Source organism: Stenotrophomonas sp. LGBM10, from assembly GCF_046736075.1.
Taxonomy (GTDB): Bacteria; Pseudomonadota; Gammaproteobacteria; order Xanthomonadales; family Xanthomonadaceae; genus Stenotrophomonas.
This window is the reverse complement of the sequence record NZ_CP177163.1, coordinates 3,876,326-3,893,022: the sequence shown is the minus strand read 5'-3', so window position 1 is coordinate 3,893,022 and position 16,697 is coordinate 3,876,326. Positions and strand designations below refer to the sequence as shown.

Genomic DNA, 16,697 nt, shown 5'->3' with positions numbered 1-16,697 from the left:
CTCTGCGCAGCGGCGATGCGGGACAGCCGGCGCGTGGCCGGCGGAATGATGGAGGGCAGTGTGCCGCAGCCGGCACCCTGCCCGTCAACGCTTGCCGAGTTTGTCCAGCCGGTCCAGCAGGTTCACCCAGAACGCGGCCGGCAACTCGGCTGCCAGCGGCACCGCGAAGTGCCACTCGTTGGCGAAGGCCTTGCACTTCACCGCGTCCTTCTCGGTCATCAGCACCGGCAGTTCGCTGCCGAAGCGCAGGTCCGACGCCTGGTACGCATGGTGATCGGCGAAGGCATGCGGCACCACGCCGATGCCCTGCGCGCGCAGCATGTCGAAGAACCGCTGCGGGTGCGCGATGCCGGCCACCGCATGCACGCGCTGGCCCCTGAAGTGCGCCAGCGTGCGTGCCCGCCCGCCCTGCAATGGCTGGGCGCTGTCGATGTGCAGCTGCATCGGCCATTCGCCAAAGCCGCTGGCCGGCAGCGCCTCGGCGCCGTCGCTGGCCTGGCCCATGTTGACCACACGGAAGTCGCAGTCGCGCGCACGGCTGGCCGGCTCGCGCAGCGGACCGGCCGGAATCAGCCGTCCGTTGCCATAGCGGCGCTGGGCATCGACGACCTCGATCTCGATGTCGCGCGCCAGCCGGTAGTGCTGCAGGCCGTCGTCGCAGACGATGATGTCGCAGCCGTCCTCGACCAGCGCACGGCCGGCGGCCACGCGGTCGGCATCCACGCGGACCGGCACGCCGGTCTTCCACGCGATCAGTACCGGTTCGTCGCCCCCCACGGCGGTGGCGGTCGTGGCGTCCACCCAGCGCGGCGTGGCGGCCTCGTCGCGGCCGTAGCCGCGGCTGGCGACACCGGGCTTCCACCCGGCCTCGCGCAGGCGGTTGACCAGCACGATGGTCAGCGGCGTCTTGCCGGTGCCGCCGGCGGTCACGTTGCCGACCACGATCACCGGAACCGGCAGGCTGTGGCGCTTGAGCCAGCGCCGGCGGTAGAGCAGCCGCCGCAGCGCGATCGCGCCGCCGTACAAGGGCGCGAGCAGGCGCGCCGGCAACGGCACCGGGCTGCCGTCATACCAGTACGACGGCGTCTGCGTTCCCTTGCCGGCCATCAGGGCTGCCTTTCGCGGAACTGCATTTTGTGCAGGTGCTCGTACAGCCCGCCCAGCGCCAGCAGCTCCTGGTGGGTGCCGCGCTCGACGATGCGGCCGTGATCCATCACCAGCACCTGGTCGGCATGCTCGATGGTGGACAGGCGATGGGCGATCACCAGCGTGGTGCGCTCGGGCATCAGGCGCTGCAGCGCATCCTGCACCAGCCGTTCGGATTCGTTGTCCAGCGCGGCGGTGGCCTCGTCCAGGATCAGGATCGGCGCATCGCGCAGGATCGCGCGGGCGATCGCCAGACGCTGGCGCTGGCCACCGGACAGCAGCGCGCCGTTCTCGCCCACCGGCGTCTGCAGCTGCTGCGGCATCCGCGCGATGAACTCCCACGCATTGGCGGCTTCGGCGGCCGCGCGGATCTGCGCCTCGGTGGCGTCCATTCCGTAGGCGATGTTGGCCCCCACCGTGTCATCGAACAGCATCACTTTCTGCCCGACCATCGCCACCTGGCGGCGCAGGTCGGCCAACGGGTAGTCGTCCAGCGCAACGCCATCGAGGGTGATGCGCCCACCACTGGGTTCGTAGAAGCGCGGCACCAGCCGGATCAGGCTGGTCTTGCCACTGCCGGAGCGGCCGACGATGGCGGTGACCGTGCCCGGCCGGGCAACAAAGCTGATGTCGTCCAGCGCGATCCCGGTGTCTTCGCGATAACGCAGCATCACGTGCTCGAACGACAGCTCGCCCTTGACGCGGCCGACGCGCGTGAGGCCCTGATCGCGCTCGACCGGCATGTCCAGGATGGAGAACAGGCGTTCAGCGGCCGAAACACCGCGCGCGATGGATGACTGCACGCTGGTCAGGCGACGCAGCGACGGGATGATCGCGGTCATGGAGATCATCAGGCCCATGAACTGCCCGGCGTTCAGGCGTCCGGCCAGTGCCTCGCGGGTGGATACCCACACGATCACCGCCAACGCCAGCGCGGCCAGGAACTGGACCACGCTGGACGCCGCCGCGCGGGTGGTTTCCACCTTCATGTTCAGGCCCAGCATGCGATTGGCCAGGCGTGCATAGCGCGATATCTCATGCGCCTGGGTGCCATGCACCTTCACTTCCTGCTGTGCGGACAGCGACTGCTCGGCCGTCTGCGCCATCGTTCCCATGCCGTCCTGGATGCCGCGGCTGATGCGCCGGTAGCGCTTGCCCACGAACGAGACGATCACGCCGATCAGCGGCACCACCACCAGCATCGCCACCGTCACCTTGACGCTCATCTGCAGCATCACCACCAGCATCGCGATGATGGTCAGCGTGTCGGCCACCAGGGTCTTGAGCGCATCGGCGCTGGCCTGGGTGACCTGCTCGGTATCGAAGTTCAGCCGGCTGACCATCACCGGCGTGGACTCCGCATCGAAATGCGACGACGGCAGGTGCAGGTACTTCTCCAGCACCTGCTCGCGCAGGTCGCGCACCACGCTGCGGCCGGTGCGCGCCAGCGCATAGTCGCTGACAAAGGTGGCCGCGCTGCGCGCCACGAACAGGCCGAGGATGGTGAGCGGCAGAATCACCGCCATGCGCGGCTCGGGGTTGACGAAGCCGCGGTTGACCAGCGGTTCCATCAACTTGCTGAAGTGATAACCGGCCAGGGCCTCGACCACCATGCCGATGACGGCGGCGACCATGAACACCCAGTAGGCGCGGGTGTAGCCCAGCAGGCGTTTGTAGATCGGCCAGACCGGCGCGTGTTTGCTGCTCATGGACGCACCTCGGGGGCCGTTGCGATGGCGATGCGCCGGAAGCCAAGCTGGCCCAGCGCATCCTGGGCGGTCACGACCGCCTGGTAGGGAGTACGGGCATCGGCGCGCAGCAGGACCGTCTGCTCGCGATCGGTGCCGGCGACCGCGGCGATGGTCTGCTTGACCGACTCGACATCGGTACGCAGCACTTCCTGGTCGTTGATGAAATAGCGCCCTTCCGCGTTGACCAGCACGCTCAGCGCGCGCGGCGGCTCGGCGCTGTTCTGCTGGCTGGCCGTCGGCAGCTGCACCTGCAGCGTCGAACGCGCATCGAAGGTGGTGGTGACCACGAAGAAGATGATCAGGACCAGGATCACATCGATCAGCGGGACCAGATCGATATGGGGCTCGTCCTGGGTCCGGTCATTGCGGATACGCATCCGTCAGCCCTTGACCGTCACGGGCGTGCCCGCGGCCGGCGTGGCGGCAGCCGGACGGGCGGCACCGGTCATCACGCCGGGACGCGCATCAAGCGCATCCAGCAGCGCGCTGGCTTCCTGTTCCATCTCGATCACGTAACCGTTGATGCGGCCCTTGAAGTAGCGGTGGAACATCAGCGCCGGGATCGCCACGATCATGCCGGTGGCCGTGCAGACCAGCGCCTTGCCGATACCGCCGGCCAGCTGGTTCACGTCGCCCACGCCGTGGTCGAGGATACCCAGGAACATCTGGATCATGCCGACCACCGTGCCCAGCAGGCCCAGCAGCGGTCCGGCCGAGGCGATGGTGCCCAGGGCGTTCAGGAAGCGCTCCATGCGATGCACCAGGTGACGGCCCGCATCTTCGATGCGCTCGCGGATCTGGTCGCGCGGGCGGTTGCGGGCTTCCAGCGCCGCTGCCAGCAACGCGCCCAGCGGCGAATTGGCCCGCAGGGACTGGATGTGACCGGGATCGAGCTTGCCGCGCGCCGCCCAGTTGCGCACTTCCTGGCCCAGCCCCGGGGGCAGGACCTCATTGCGACGCAGGGTCCAGAAACGCTCCAGGACGATCGCCAAAGCCAGTACGCCCAACAGCAGCAGCGGCACCATTGGCCAGCCACCGGCCTTGACCAGTTCCCACACGTTTCAACCCTCTGGCCCTGCGGCCGCCTGTTTGACTGTCGATAGGATAGCAGTCGCCCGCGCCCGCTCCGCGGCATCCCACCAACGCGGCTGGAAAACCCGCTGTTCACGCACGTGCAGGCCTTCCTGGCCCAGCCACACCCGCAGCGCGCCGCTGTCGGCGGTGGTAAGCACCTCGGCGCCCCGGGCCTGCCAGCGCGCCACCACCTCGGCCCGTGGGTGGCCGAATCGATTGCCATGCCCGGCCGACACCAGCGCCAGCTGCGGCGCCACCGCATCCACCCAGGCAGGCGAGGAGGATCCGGCGCTGCCGTGGTGTGGCACCACCACCACCCGCGCCGCCAGGGCCGGGGTGTCATGCGCCAGCAGTGCGGCCTCCTCGCGGCGACCGATATCGCCCGGCAGCAGGATCGCCCCGTACGGCGTGGTGATGCGCAGCACGCAACTGCTGGCATTGCCACGACCACCCTGCCCGGCCGGCGGATGCAGGAACCGGAAGTCGACGCCGTCCCAACGCCAGCCCTCGCCGCGCCGGCACGCCGCCGCCGGCACCGGGAGCGCACCCGCAGGGGCCATCAACGGCACGCCGGGGTGCGCGCGCCGCACGGCGGCCAGGCCCCCCACATGGTCCAGGTCGCCGTGACTGAGCAGCACCCGGTTCAACGCCGGCGTGCCCAGTGCATGCAACGTGGGCACGACCACCCGCTCGCCGGCATCGAAGCAACCCGGTACCGCCGGACCGGCGTCGTACAGCAGCGCATGCGCGCGGGTGCGGACCAGCGCGGCCAGCCCCTGCCCTGTATCCACCACCAGCAGTTCGACCTCCCCCTCCGCCGGCAGCCGGCGCGCCGGCCACAGCAACGACAGGCACAGCAGCAGTGCCGGCAGCCGGCCGCCGCCACCGCGCGGCATCAGCAGCCAGAACACGCCCGCCACGGCCAGCACCAGCGCGGCCGGGTCGGCCTGCGGCAGCCACCACAGCGCCAGCGGGCGCCCGGCGACGTGACCAAACAGCCACCAGCTGGCGTCGAAGCACCACGCGGCCAGCTGCCACGGCCATCGCCCCGCACCGCCGTACAGCGCCTCCAGCGCGGTACCGAGCAGCGCCAGCGGCACCACCACCATGCTCCACCAGGGAATGGCCAGCAGGTTGACCAGCGGGCCCGCGCGCGAGGCCTGCCCGAACCAGGCCACGGTCAGTGGCAGCAACGCCACCGTCGCCACGCCCTGTGCGCCCAGGAAGGCGGCCAGCCAATGCCGGTCCGTGCCGGGCAGGCACCACACCAGCCACAGCACGCCGGCGAAACTCAACCAGAAGCCCGGCGCAAGCACCGACAGCGGATCGAACAGCAGCACCGCCAGCGCCGCCAGCGCCAGCGCCTGCCCCACCGTGGCCCTGCGCCGGGCGCAGCGCGCTGCGGCGACGACGGCGATCATCAGCGCCGTGCGAACGGTGGGCAGCGCGAAGCCCGCGACGGCGGCATACAGTGCGGCGCCCGCCACCGCCGCCACCGCCGCGGCCAATGGTCGCGGCCAGCAGCGCGCCAATCCCGGCAGCAGCCGCCACACCAGCGCCGCCAGCCAGGCCGCGACGCCTGCGACCAGGCCGACGTGGAATCCGGAGATCGCCACCAGGTGGGTCAGGCCCAGCGCGCGCAGGTCGTCCCAGTCACGGGGGGTCAAACCGCGCGTATCGCCAAGGGCGAGCGCCTGTATGAAGCGGCGCCCCTCACCGCGCACCTGGTCCACGATGGCCTGCGCCATGCGCTCGCGCCACGCCGGCAGGCCGGTCGGCTCGCCCAGCGCGCGGGCCTGCTGCGACGCTGTGACGTACCCATTGCCCGCCACGCCCTGCAGCAACGCGTGACGTTCGGCATCGAAGCCGCCGGGATTGCGCAGGCCACGCGGCGGTCGGAGCCGGGCGCTCAGCGACCAGCGCGCACCGGCACGCAGCGCATGACGGCCGCGCGACGCATGCGCCGTCGCCGGATCGTGCCAGCTCAGCACGACCTCGCGACCGCGCAGGGATGCAGGCATGCCGGGCGCATCGTCGATGCGGAAGCGGAACCGGGTGCTGCGCGCGCCGTGCAACGGCAGATCCAGCACCCGCCCGCGCAACGCGTATTCGGCCGGCGCGGCCGCTGGCGGCACCTGCGCGGCCAACCCCGCGTGGCCGTGCAGCGCGGCCCACCCCGCCCCCAGCAACAACGCGCCGCACCACCGCGCGCGCGGCCACCCGCTCCACGCGCACGCCCCGACCACGATGCAGCACCACCCCAGCGCAGCCGGCAACAGACACGGCGCGAACACGACCGCGCACACGCCGCCCAGCAGGCTGGCGGCACAGGCCTTGCCGAACATCGGCAGGGTGCCGGCGGACACGACGAAGGACGAGCGTGGCATGTGGATCGGCAAGGCGACGGAATCAGCATCGTCGGCCGGCGTGATGGCTGCCGCCATCAGGCGCTGCGGCGTGCCTGCGTCGGGATAGCCCCCGGTGCAATGCGATGATCGGCAACGACGCCGCAGCGGCTGCGGGCGACCCAAAACGAAAAAGCCGGCCCAAGGGCCGGCTTTGTTCGTATCCACTTTTTCCTCTGATTGCTCAGGTACTTAAGTGGTGGGCGGTACAGGGTTCGAACCTGTGACCCCTACCATGTCAAGGTAGTGCTCTACCGCTGAGCTAACCGCCCGTTTCGTTCTGCGCTGCCGCGAATGCGTCGGTGCAGGCCGCGTATATTACGGACGTCGCTTGGGAAGAGCAACACTTTTGTGAAGAATTTTCACAACGGGTTGTTCAGCCGAGGCTGGCCTCCTTCAACTGGCGGATCTCGTCACGCACGCGGGCCGCATCTTCGAACTCCAGATCGCGCGCATGCTGGTACATCTTCTGTTCCAGCACCTGCAGGCGCTTGGCGATCTGCGCCGGTTCGAGCGTCCGGTAATCCACCGCCTCCTCGGCGATGCGCCCTCCCTTGCCTTTGCCCTTGCCACGGCTCTCCTTCTCCGCCGCTTCCGACCGCGCACCTTCCAGCACATCGGTGATCGGGCGCAGGACGGACTTCGGCACGATGCCATGCAGTTCGTTGTACTCCACCTGCTTGGCGCGGCGACGATCGGTCTCGTCGATGGCCGCCTGCATCGAACGGGTCATGCGGTCGGCATACAGGATCGCCTTGCCGCGCAGGTTGCGTGCGGCGCGGCCGATGGTCTGGATCAGCGAACCGGTGGATCGCAGGAAGCCTTCCTTGTCCGCGTCGAGGATCGCCACCAGCGATACCTCGGGCATATCCAGGCCTTCGCGCAGCAGATTGATGCCCACCAGCACGTCGAACTTGCCCAGACGCAGGTCGCGGATGATCTCCACGCGCTCGACGGTATCGATGTCCGAGTGCAGGTAACGCACGCGGATGCCGTGCTCGGTGAGGTACTCGGTCAGGTTCTCGGCCATGCGTTTGGTCAGCGTGGTGACCAGCACGCGGTCGCCCAGCTTGATGCGCTCGTTGACCTCGCTCATCAGGTCGTCAACCTGCGTTCCCACCGGGCGGATCTCCACCACCGGATCGATCAGGCCGGTCGGACGCACCACCAGTTCGGTGATTTCGTCCGCGGCTTCACGCAGCTCGTACGGTCCGGGCGTGGCCGACACATAAATGCTGCGCGGGCAGCGCGCCTCCCATTCCTCGAAGCGCAGCGGGCGGTTGTCCAGCGCCGATGGCAGGCGAAAACCGAACTCCACCAGCGTTTCCTTGCGCGAACGGTCGCCCTTGAACATCGCACCGATCTGCGGAATGGTCACATGCGACTCGTCGATCACCAGCAACGCATCCGGCGGCAGATAATCGAACAGCGTCGGCGGCGGCTCGCCCGGCGCCTTGCCGGTGAGATGCCGCGAGTAGTTCTCGATGCCGTTGCAGAACCCGACCTCGGCCATCATTTCCAGATCGAACTGGGTGCGCTGGGCAAGTCGCTGCGCCTCCACCAGCTTGTTCTGTTCGTACAGCTGCTCCAGCCGTACCTTGAGCTCGGCCTTGATGGTATCCACCGCCGCCAGCACCCGTTCGCGCGTGGTGGCGTAGTGGGTCTTGGGGTACACGGTGTAGCGCTGCAACCGGCGCAGGCTTTCACCGGTGAGCGGATCGAACATGCTGATCTGCTCGACCTCGCCATCGAACAGCTCGATGCGCACCGCTTCGCTGTCCGACTCGGCCGGGAACACATCGATCACTTCGCCGCGCACGCGGAACGTGCCGCGGTGCAGTTCGTACTCGTTGCGCGTGTACTGCAGCTGGGTGAGGTGGTTGATCAGGTCGCGCTGGTCGATGCGCTCGCCCTTGGACAGGATCAGGCGCAACGACAGGTAGTCCTCGGGCGCGCCCAGGCCATAGATCGCCGACACCGTGGCCACCACGATCGCGTCCGGGCGCGAAAGCAGGGTCTTGGTCGCCGCCAGACGCATCTGCTCGATGTGCTCGTTGATCGAACTGTCCTTCTCGATGAAGGTGTCCGACGAGGGCACATAGGCTTCCGGCTGGTAGTAATCGTAATAGCTGACGAAGTACTCGACCGCGTTGTGCGGAAAGAACGCCTTGAACTCACCATACAGCTGCGCGGCCAGGGTCTTGTTCGGCGCCATCACCAGGGTCGGCTTCTGCACCTGCTGGATCACGTTGGCGATGGTGTAGGTCTTGCCGGAGCCGGTCACGCCAAGCAGGGTCTGCTTGGCAACACCTGCCTCGAAGTTGGCCGTCAGCTTCTCGATCGCCGCCGGCTGGTCACCGGCCGGCGAGTACGGGGATACAAGTTCAAAGCGATCGCTCATGGTGCCGCCACTGCCCGGGCCCTCCAGTATACCGGGGGCCCTGGTGACGGCTGGCTGAGGGGTGTGCCGAGCCGGTGATGAGGCGTGCGCCGATACCGGGAGACCCGCGAACCGCGCACTGTCGAGACCTCTCCGTTCAGGACACGTCCCATGCGCCCCGATCCCGGTACGCCCTTGCGTGTGGGAGGCGTTTCCCTGGTCCAGCTGCTGCTGACGCTGGCTCTGCTGGGGGTGCTGGCCACACTCGCCCTGCCCGGCCTGCAGGGCGTGCTCGACAGGACCCGGGTCGACACCGTGCGCATGCAGCTGCTGTCCGCATTCGCCACTGCGCGCAGCACGGCCATCAGCCGCCGCCATGCCGTCAGTGTGTGCGCAAGCAACGACGGGCGGCAATGCGGCCTGGACTGGAGCACAGGCTGGCTGATCTACCACGACCGCCGCCACCAGCATCAACCGGCCACGCCGGACGACGTGCTGCACTACCAGCCGGGCCAGCGGGGCCGCGGCATCCACGCCACCGCCACCTCCGGGCGCCCCACCCTGCGTTATGACGCGAACGGACGCAGCCTGGGCAGCAACCTCACCATCGCCCTGTGCGTGCGGGGCGAGCGGCGGGGCGATGTGATCGTCAACAATACCGGACGCGCGCGATCGCTGATGTACCGCAGCAGCGAACCCTGCCCTTGAACACCGGCGTTGCCGGGCCAACGCCCGGAAACGACAAAAGCCGCGATTTCTCGCGGCTTCTGCAGAATCTGGCGCCCGAAGTTGGACTCGAACCAACGACCCCCTGATTAACAGTCAAGTGCTCTAACCGGCTGAGCTATTCGGGCGGGGAGGCGAATTCTAGAGGTTGCCGCGTGACGATGCAACACCCCACCCCGTTCCGCGTTACCAGCAGCCCGATACCGTCGCTTGGGCCGGCGTCTTGACGCTGGCCTGGTTGATGGTCAGCGTGCCGCACTTGTCCTTGGCCTGCATGCCCTGGGGCGTGGCAGTGATGGTGAACGTGTTCGCGGCCCGCTCGATGCTGAGCGCATACCACGCCGTCCCGCCTTCACGCGGCGTCTGGGTCGCACCCAGTGCAAACCCCGCATAGGTGTTGTTGACGGTATGGAAACGCTCGGCCATCTGACTGTACTCGACCAGGTCGGCCTTGGTCTGCGCACGCCGCGATTTGCGGATCTGGTCCTGATAGGACGGATACGCAACGGCCGCGAGAATGGCGATCACCGCCACGGTGACCATCAGCTCGATCAGGGTGAAGCCCAGGGCCCCGCGGCGATGGCCGCGGAGCCGGTTGGAAAGCATCGAACGCATGTGCGGTCTCCGTTACTGGATCTGGCGCCAGGATTGGCGACCACAGGGATAAGGCAGGTACATCGGCTGGGCGCCAGCCACGTTGACCACCATCCAACAGCCGCTGCCCGGCACGGTAGGCGGTGCGGCACCGCCGCCCGGGTTGGCGGGCGCCTGCAGGCGCGGCACCACCGACACCGCCACGTCCTTGACCGGTGCCGAGCCGCCGGTATCCAGCGCGATCGCCGCGGTGCCCGCCGCGTAGGACTTGCCGCCCGGCGAGCCCAACCGGACGGACGACAACGCCGGCTCACCGGAACGGGCATCCAGACCGAAGATCCAGTTCTTGCCGACGGTGCTGCAGCCGGTCGAGTTGAGCAGGGCTGCATAGGTCGGCATGAACAACACGCCGGAGACCACGTCCGGATAGCCGATCATGCGTTCGCCCCTCGGCAGATCGATGTACCACCCCAACGGGCCGGTGGGCCGGGTTCCCACCGTCATCGAGCGCGAGACACCATCGGTGCCCGTTTGAACCGCGTATGGCTGCAGGTTGGCGCGCGTCACGGTCGTGATGGTGGCGCCGGAGCGATCGGTGAAGGCATACAGCGACTGGGTGGTTTCATCAGCCACGTCATTGGCGAACGAGAAGCTGCCGGTGCCGAACATCAACAGCACGCCGCCACCCTCGCCCGACGCGGCGATCAGGCCGCCGAGAATCGGCTGGCGGTAGGTCATCCTCGACTCGACGCGCGACAGCGTGGTGAACACCGGCGTACTCACCTGATTGGCGCTTTCCAGAAGGTCAAAGCGCCACACCGCACCGTTCGCATCGGCGCCATAGACGGTATCGGCAAATCCATCGCGCACCATGCGCGACGAATTGCCATTGTCCCTGCGGTCCAGCACCACGATGTTGCCCAGGCCGTTGACGCCCGACGGCGCCCCGTTGCCTCCCTCGGCGGCCTCGATCATGCGCACGGTCGGGGTGCCGGTACCGATGTCCACCACAAACAGGACGGCCTTGCCGCTTTTGCTGTTGTAGCCGTTGCCGAAGATCGCTTTCCAGGTCACGGTGTTGCCCGACTTGAACGGCACGATCACCGGCTTGCCCAGCACGAAGCCGATATTGTCCCTGATCGTCGAGGAACCTCCGGAGATGTCGTTGATCTCCCACAGGCGGCTGCCGGAGGTACCGAAATTGTCCGGCTTGGTCACGTCGAGCGCGAACACGCCTCGCCCACCGGCACCGGCGGTACCGACCAGGGTGGTGTGCCAGGCGCCACCGTAGAAGCTGTCGCCCACCGTCACCGGACCGTCGACAAAGTAACGGTGCGGGACCTGGTCCTTGGCATTGAGCGGGTTGTAGGGCTTGAGCAGGTTGCCCATGTGGCCTACCGACGTCTCCGGAATGTAGGCGAACACCTCGCGCCCGCCGTTGCCGGCCGCCTTGCCTTCTGCATCCAGACCGCCATCGAAGGCATGCAGCATGCCGTCGTTGGCGCCCACATAGACCATGTACCGGTTCTTCAGCTTGGCCGTCAGGTAGGCATTGTAGTTCTCGCCCGCGGTACCGGGCAGTGCGCTGTAGCCGAAGTCGTCGATCGGGGCGCTGATCTGCGGCGACGAATTGATGATGTCGCCCAGGATCGTAGTGCGATCGCGCAGCTTGCCGCCGTTGCGGACCTCGCCGCTGGTATCGCCGCGCAGATACGCTGTGGCAGAGGCGTCCGTGGCCAGACCCTGAAGCCCAGCACTGTCGCAACGGCTCATGCCCGGGTAGCGGTCGGTCGGCGTGCTGCACAGCAGGTCGAGGGTGACCTTGGGGCTGCTGAACTCGCTGATGCCGCTCCCGTCGGCAAAGTAGATCTTGCGCGCGGCAGCCTGCGGGAACTTGCTGCTGGCTTCCCAGATGGGGGTGTACACCGCCACACGGGTGGAAGGATTCACCGTCACCTGGTTGGCCGCCAGACGACTGAACCAGTCGGTACCTTCATTGGCGACTTCGTAGGTGGGGGTCACCGTCAGCGAGCCGGCACCGATGCGCGCACCGGTGAGCGCGATGCTGCCCGACGGCGACGAACCGGCAGCCACGGCCGACAGCACGCGGCGCATGGCGGCGGTCACTTCGGCCGGGGTCTTGGCATTGATGAACTCACCGCGGGTGTTGATCGCGGCATGCCACAGTTCGTCGATGACGCGACCGTCGTCCGAATCCATCGGGTTGCCGTTGGCGTTCCAGTTCGGCGCGTTGGTGTACGGATCCTTCGTGGCCGCCTGGTTGACCTCATAGATCTTGCCCTGCGCGCCCAGCGTGACGCCGTAGAAATTCATGTGCAGGTCGGTCTGGCAGTCCAGGCGCTTCCAGTCCGGCGAGGTCTTGTCCAGCGTCTGGCACTGCTTGCTGACCGGCACCTGGCCGGCGGGGAAGTTCGCATCGGTCCGCAGCGGCACCAGCGACCCGTCGTAATACGCCGCCGCGATGTCGGCGATGGTGTTCTTGTAGGTATCCCCGAACGGCGCACCGCTGAAGTGCGTCGTGCCGGAAGAATCGGCATTGCCGTAGTCGGTGCCCTTGGGCACTGTACTGGTGGTATTGGTGTAGCCGTCGGTGAACAGCATGCCGCCGTTGCGCTGGCAGGCCAGCGCGACCGGTGCGCCGGCATCGGTGCGACGGAACTGCTTGCCGAGGAAATCCACCGCCCCGCGGTTGGGTGTGCCGCCGTTTGGCCCCAGGCTGTAGATCTTCTTGTACAGCTCGGCGCGCTGCAGCTTGACGTCGTACATGGTCACGTCGACCAGGTTGTTGATGGTGAAGTAACCCACCCGCATGTTCTCGATCTCGCCCATCGCATGCGAGGACGAGCCCACCATCGACAGGATGCGGTTACGGTGATACTGGAACCAGTTGGCGAAGTTCTTGATCGCGTCGTCGTAGCCGCTGTCGTAGTTGTCCGACGTGATCGTATAGCGGCGCATATCGCATTTGGGGCCGCAGGCATTTGCGATGACCGGCCGGTTCGCGTCGGCCGTTTTGTAGCCGGCCGGTGCGGGCGCCTCCGATGGCAGATAGAAGGTGGCCGGGAAGTACTGCAGCGGGACCAGGCAGCTGGTTGGTGCTGTCCAGTCACTGGCCAGCTCGACCCACTTCTTCTTCGCGTCGGGCAACCCATCCTTGTTCGAGAAGGTCTGGTTGCGGTTGTTGACGACGACGGTGTAGGTGGTATTGCAGATCTCGCCATCGGAGTAATAGACCGTGCCCTTGGGCAGGGTCATGCCGGTCACGATGCCGAAGCTCTCGGACGACACGGCGCGCGACGACGCCATGTTGTAAGTCACGTTGTAACCGGTGGCGAAATCCGAGCGCGGATCCGCGCGGGTGGTGCCAGGCACGGCGGCGGCCCACAGGCTCGCAGCGCCCACCCCATCGGACTTGCGCCACGGATCGTATTTCACCGCCGGATTGAAGTAGCCGGCGTTGTAGGTCGGCGAACGCGCGAAGCCGAACACATCCAGCGGCGGAATCGCCCGCCCGGTGCTGTAGCTGCTGTTGTAGCCGTTGTGCGGGAAGAGGTAGACAAAGCAGTCCACCGCACCGTTGGGGCAGCTCGCGCCCACGTCGTAGAACACACCCGCGGAACTGAAGAAACTGCTGTTTTTGCTGTTCCATTGCATGCGTCCGTCGCCACCGACGAAGATGCGCTCGAACGTCATCGAGTTGGAGTCGTCGACCGCCATGATGAACGCCGGCGGCGCCGAGCTGACCGAATTCAGCGGCGCCGTGGCGAGTTCGCCCTGCCCCTGGGCGGCGAACAGGCTGTACATGAAGTACAGGCCGGAACCGAGCAGCAGCACACCTGCCCCTGCGGTGATACCGAGTTTGCGGGAAATCATGCCGGCAGCCCTCAGAGCTTGAATACGGTGTCGATGACAGCCGACGAGGACGGACCTGCCGGCACATCGGTGGCGAAGGAAGTGATCTGGTAGATCGGTGCGGTCGGGTCCAGGGCCTTGCCCATCCCCAGCGAGCCGCCGCCGATGATGCAGGAATCGATGCGGCGCACGTTGACCGCATCGGCGCCGGTGATGGACTTCTTCCGGCCCCAGTCGACCGGGTCGTAGCCATCATCACAGTTCAGGGCGATGTTGCTGGCCGAGATCGGTGCATCGCTGGCCGGCGAGGTGCGGTTGGCGATCGCCTCGATGGCATGCTCGGTGCGCCGGGTCATGCTTTCAGTCGCCTGGAAGGCGGTGTTGGTGGCCCGATAGTTGGCCGCCATTTTTTCCTGCATGCCGGCGACCTGCATGCCGGCGATGCCAATCAGCGCCAGCAGGATCAGCATGATCAGGGCGACATACAGCACGGCGCCGCGCTGTTGCCCCGGGGCGGTGAAGGTTCTGGAAGACCGGTTCATGGCATCAGTTCCCGAAGAGACGGTTGCGCAGTGCGATGGTCGATTCATACGCGGCACGGTAGCGACCGTCGTTGGCGGCCGCCGGAATGAAGCGCACCCCCAACAGACGCGGATCGTTCACCGCCGTGGCAGACGCCGCGGCCATCGAAGGATTCGGGCTGCGTGCCAGCACACCCACCTGGACCTGCCCGACGCGACGCCACTCATTGGCCGCCGCTGCATCATTGCCCGTGCTTACGTCGGTCGCCGTGCCCTGCACGGTGACGTTGCCGACGGGCAACTGGGTCTGGCTGATCACCGGCGTGGTGTCCAAGCCGTACATCACCTGCAGGTTCTCGATGCCTTCAACGAGCTCTTCGCGCACAGCATAGTTGCCGGCCGAATTGGCCCGCGCACGCATCAGCACCGGTTCGCCGTTGGCCGAGGTGCCCACGTAGTACGCGATCGACTCGGCGCGGTAGAGCATGGTCTCACCGGTCGGCTGCACGTTGTAGCGGCTGAGCGTGGCGCCGCTGGCGGTGACGGTGCCGGCCGCATAGCTACCGACGAACACGTCCGCATGGCTGCAGTCCGCGATACCGAAGAGAGTGGGAGCGGCAACGCCGTCCTCGGTCAGGCGCTTGCCCAGCACGCTGTCGAAGCCGATCTCGTTGTCGCTGCCTGTGCTGATGCTGGTCACCGGCACGCCCACCGGCGAGAGATAGCGGAGCACGAGAACATCGCTGCCGCCGCGCGGGTTCAGGTTCTTCAGCGGGTCGGGCATGGTCGGGGCCGCCCAGGTCGCGCCCAGCGTGAGGTTGCTGTTCGGCGCACTGCTGGGGGCTTCGTAGCCCTGTATCGATACCGAGAAATCCAGGGCGCTGCCACCACCGGTAGCGACACCGGCGATGTTCACCACAGGATCCCCCTGATTCTTGACGAAGTGCGCCTGGTCGTTGACGCAGCCGAAGTGCCCGGCCATGCGGATATCGCGCTGCAGGAACTCCAGCGCGAAGCGCGCGTTCTCCTGCGCCCGCGCAGTGCCCTGCGCCAGTTGCGAGGCCTCACGGGAGGCGGTGAACACCTGGATCACGCCCAGCATCAGCACCAGGCCGATCACCATCGCGACCATGACCTCGATCAGGGAGATACCCGCGACGGCGCGCGGCAGGGTGGGCGCGCGGCTCATAGCTGGGTCACCGCGGTAAAGGTGGTACGGGCATTGGGGTTGGCCTTGTCCCAGCGCTGGTCGCCCCACGCGATGTCGACCTGCACCTGGCCGTTGGCGTTGGTGACCGTGGCACTGGCCCCTTCACCAAGCGCCTGCACCACCTGGCACTGCCAGCGGGCCACGTTCTGGCCGATGGTCACCGTCCCGGTCGGGCGCGTGCAGGCGGCGCGGGTCACCGTGCCGGACGCGAACGACGCCCCGGTGTACCAGGCCGACTGGAACCGGTTGGCGCGCATCTGGTCGATCAGGTCGTAGGCCAGGTTGGTCGCCTGGGTGCGGTAATTGGCGCTCTGTACGAATCGCACGTTCATGGTCTGCAGCAGCGCGAAGCCGAGCAGGCCGAAGGCCAGCACGATGATGGTGACCAGCACTTCGATCATGCTGAAACCGCCGGCGGCCCTACGCCCCCCGGAGGCACGGAAACGTCTCATGAGCAGTTCTCCTTGAGGGTGCTGAGCTGGCCGGAGGCATTGACGGTCAGGCGGCGGCGCAGAGGCTTAGTGCCACAACTGACCGGCTGCAGCGCTATTTCCTGCGGGTCTGCGCCACGGCGGCGGCCACGGCCGTCAAAGGCGATCGGCGCGGAATCGGGGCCACTGGCGGTCACGGCCGTGTTGACGACCATGTAACGCAGGACCACCTCGCCCGTGGTGAAGGTACCGTCGCCGCTGACGTCGGACCAGGCCAGCATGCCCTTGTTCCAGCTGCCGTCGCAGCTGGTGCCGGTGGCGCTGCCACAGACGCCGCCGCCGCGCTTGTTGCGGATGGCCTCGCTGCGCGCGAGCGCGATCAGGCCGGAGGCCTCGTTGCTGGTGGTGGCGAGCCGGTTCGAGCGCAGTACGCTCTGGAAGCTCGGGTAGGCGATGGCAGCCAGGATCGCGACAACCGCGATGGCGATCATCAACTCAACCAGTGTGAAGCCGTTGGACCGGCGTGAAGACATGGAACGCTCCCCAGCGTGATGACACAGAAGATGGACGCCCTGCCGCCTGGCGG

The 16,697-nt window shown here is 67.3% G+C and carries 12 protein-coding genes, 2 tRNA genes and 1 pseudogene; 1 reads left to right on the top strand and 14 read right to left on the bottom strand.

Translation table 11 applies throughout. From position 1 onward, the window contains the following. Positions 1–84: 84 nt before the first annotated feature. The 7 genes and pseudogenes from lpxK to uvrB form a co-directional block, all read right to left on the bottom strand. Positions 85–1,107, bottom strand: coding sequence for a tetraacyldisaccharide 4'-kinase (gene lpxK, locus ACLB90_RS16970; RefSeq protein ID WP_411850562.1), 1,023 nt, complete (start codon positions 1,105–1,107; stop codon positions 85–87). Continuing rightward, positions 1,107–2,855 carry a lipid A export permease/ATP-binding protein MsbA gene (gene msbA / locus ACLB90_RS16965; RefSeq protein WP_411850561.1) on the bottom strand — a complete coding sequence of 583 codons (1,749 nt, stop codon included), beginning with the start codon at positions 2,853–2,855 and terminating at the stop codon, positions 1,107–1,109. The genes lpxK and msbA overlap by 1 nt, the downstream gene beginning before the upstream one ends. Then, on the bottom strand, positions 2,852–3,274 hold the full coding sequence (locus ACLB90_RS16960) for an ExbD/TolR family protein (RefSeq protein ID WP_136006985.1): 423 nt from the start codon (positions 3,272–3,274) through the stop codon (positions 2,852–2,854). The genes msbA and ACLB90_RS16960 overlap by 4 nt, the downstream gene beginning before the upstream one ends. A gap of 3 nt (positions 3,275–3,277) precedes the next feature. Beyond that, positions 3,278–3,955 carry a MotA/TolQ/ExbB proton channel family protein gene (locus tag ACLB90_RS16955; protein WP_411850560.1) on the bottom strand — a complete coding sequence of 226 codons (678 nt, stop codon included), beginning with the start codon at positions 3,953–3,955 and terminating at the stop codon, positions 3,278–3,280. Then, positions 3,846–6,358 (bottom strand): annotated as a pseudogene (locus ACLB90_RS16950) (DNA internalization-related competence protein ComEC/Rec2). The gene ACLB90_RS16955 and the pseudogene ACLB90_RS16950 overlap by 110 nt, the downstream one beginning before the upstream one ends. 215 nt (positions 6,359–6,573) lie before the next feature. After that, a tRNA-Val gene (locus ACLB90_RS16945) sits at positions 6,574–6,648 on the bottom strand. A 104-nt stretch (positions 6,649–6,752) separates the two neighbouring features. Beyond that, positions 6,753–8,777, bottom strand: coding sequence for an excinuclease ABC subunit UvrB (gene uvrB, locus ACLB90_RS16940; protein WP_411850559.1), 2,025 nt, complete (start codon positions 8,775–8,777; stop codon positions 6,753–6,755). Positions 8,778–8,927: 150 nt separating this feature from the next. Between uvrB and ACLB90_RS16935 the strand changes: the two genes are divergently transcribed. Further along, complete coding sequence (locus tag ACLB90_RS16935; protein WP_411850558.1) at positions 8,928–9,464, top strand: GspH/FimT family pseudopilin; 537 nt, start codon at positions 8,928–8,930, stop codon at positions 9,462–9,464. A gap of 69 nt (positions 9,465–9,533) precedes the next feature. Here ACLB90_RS16935 and ACLB90_RS16930 read toward each other — a convergent pair. The 7 genes from ACLB90_RS16930 to ACLB90_RS16900 all read right to left on the bottom strand — a co-directional run bounded on the left by ACLB90_RS16930 (position 9,534) and on the right by ACLB90_RS16900 (position 16,644). Beyond that, positions 9,534–9,610, bottom strand: a tRNA-Asn gene (locus ACLB90_RS16930). 58 nt (positions 9,611–9,668) lie between these two features. Further along, entirely contained in the window at positions 9,669–10,097 is a 429-nt protein-coding gene (locus ACLB90_RS16925; protein ID WP_411850557.1) for a type IV pilin protein, read from the bottom strand. A gap of 12 nt (positions 10,098–10,109) precedes the next feature. After that, positions 10,110–13,970: a pilus assembly protein gene (locus ACLB90_RS16920; protein WP_411850556.1), complete on the bottom strand. Its 3,861-nt coding sequence runs from the start codon at positions 13,968–13,970 to the stop codon at positions 10,110–10,112. Between the two features lie 11 nt (positions 13,971–13,981). Continuing rightward, positions 13,982–14,491 (bottom strand): PilX N-terminal domain-containing pilus assembly protein, encoded by a 510-nt coding sequence (locus ACLB90_RS16915; protein WP_411850555.1) that lies wholly within the window; start codon positions 14,489–14,491, stop codon positions 13,982–13,984. A gap of 4 nt (positions 14,492–14,495) precedes the next feature. Continuing rightward, on the bottom strand, positions 14,496–15,659 hold the full coding sequence (locus tag ACLB90_RS16910; RefSeq protein ID WP_411850554.1) for a PilW family protein: 1,164 nt from the start codon (positions 15,657–15,659) through the stop codon (positions 14,496–14,498). Then, entirely contained in the window at positions 15,656–16,132 is a 477-nt protein-coding gene (gene pilV / locus ACLB90_RS16905; protein WP_411850553.1) for a type IV pilus modification protein PilV, read from the bottom strand. Before pilV ends, ACLB90_RS16910 begins: the two co-directional genes overlap by 4 nt. Then, complete coding sequence (locus tag ACLB90_RS16900; RefSeq protein WP_411850552.1) at positions 16,129–16,644, bottom strand: GspH/FimT family pseudopilin; 516 nt, start codon at positions 16,642–16,644, stop codon at positions 16,129–16,131. Before ACLB90_RS16900 ends, pilV begins: the two co-directional genes overlap by 4 nt. Positions 16,645–16,697 lie beyond the last annotated feature (53 nt).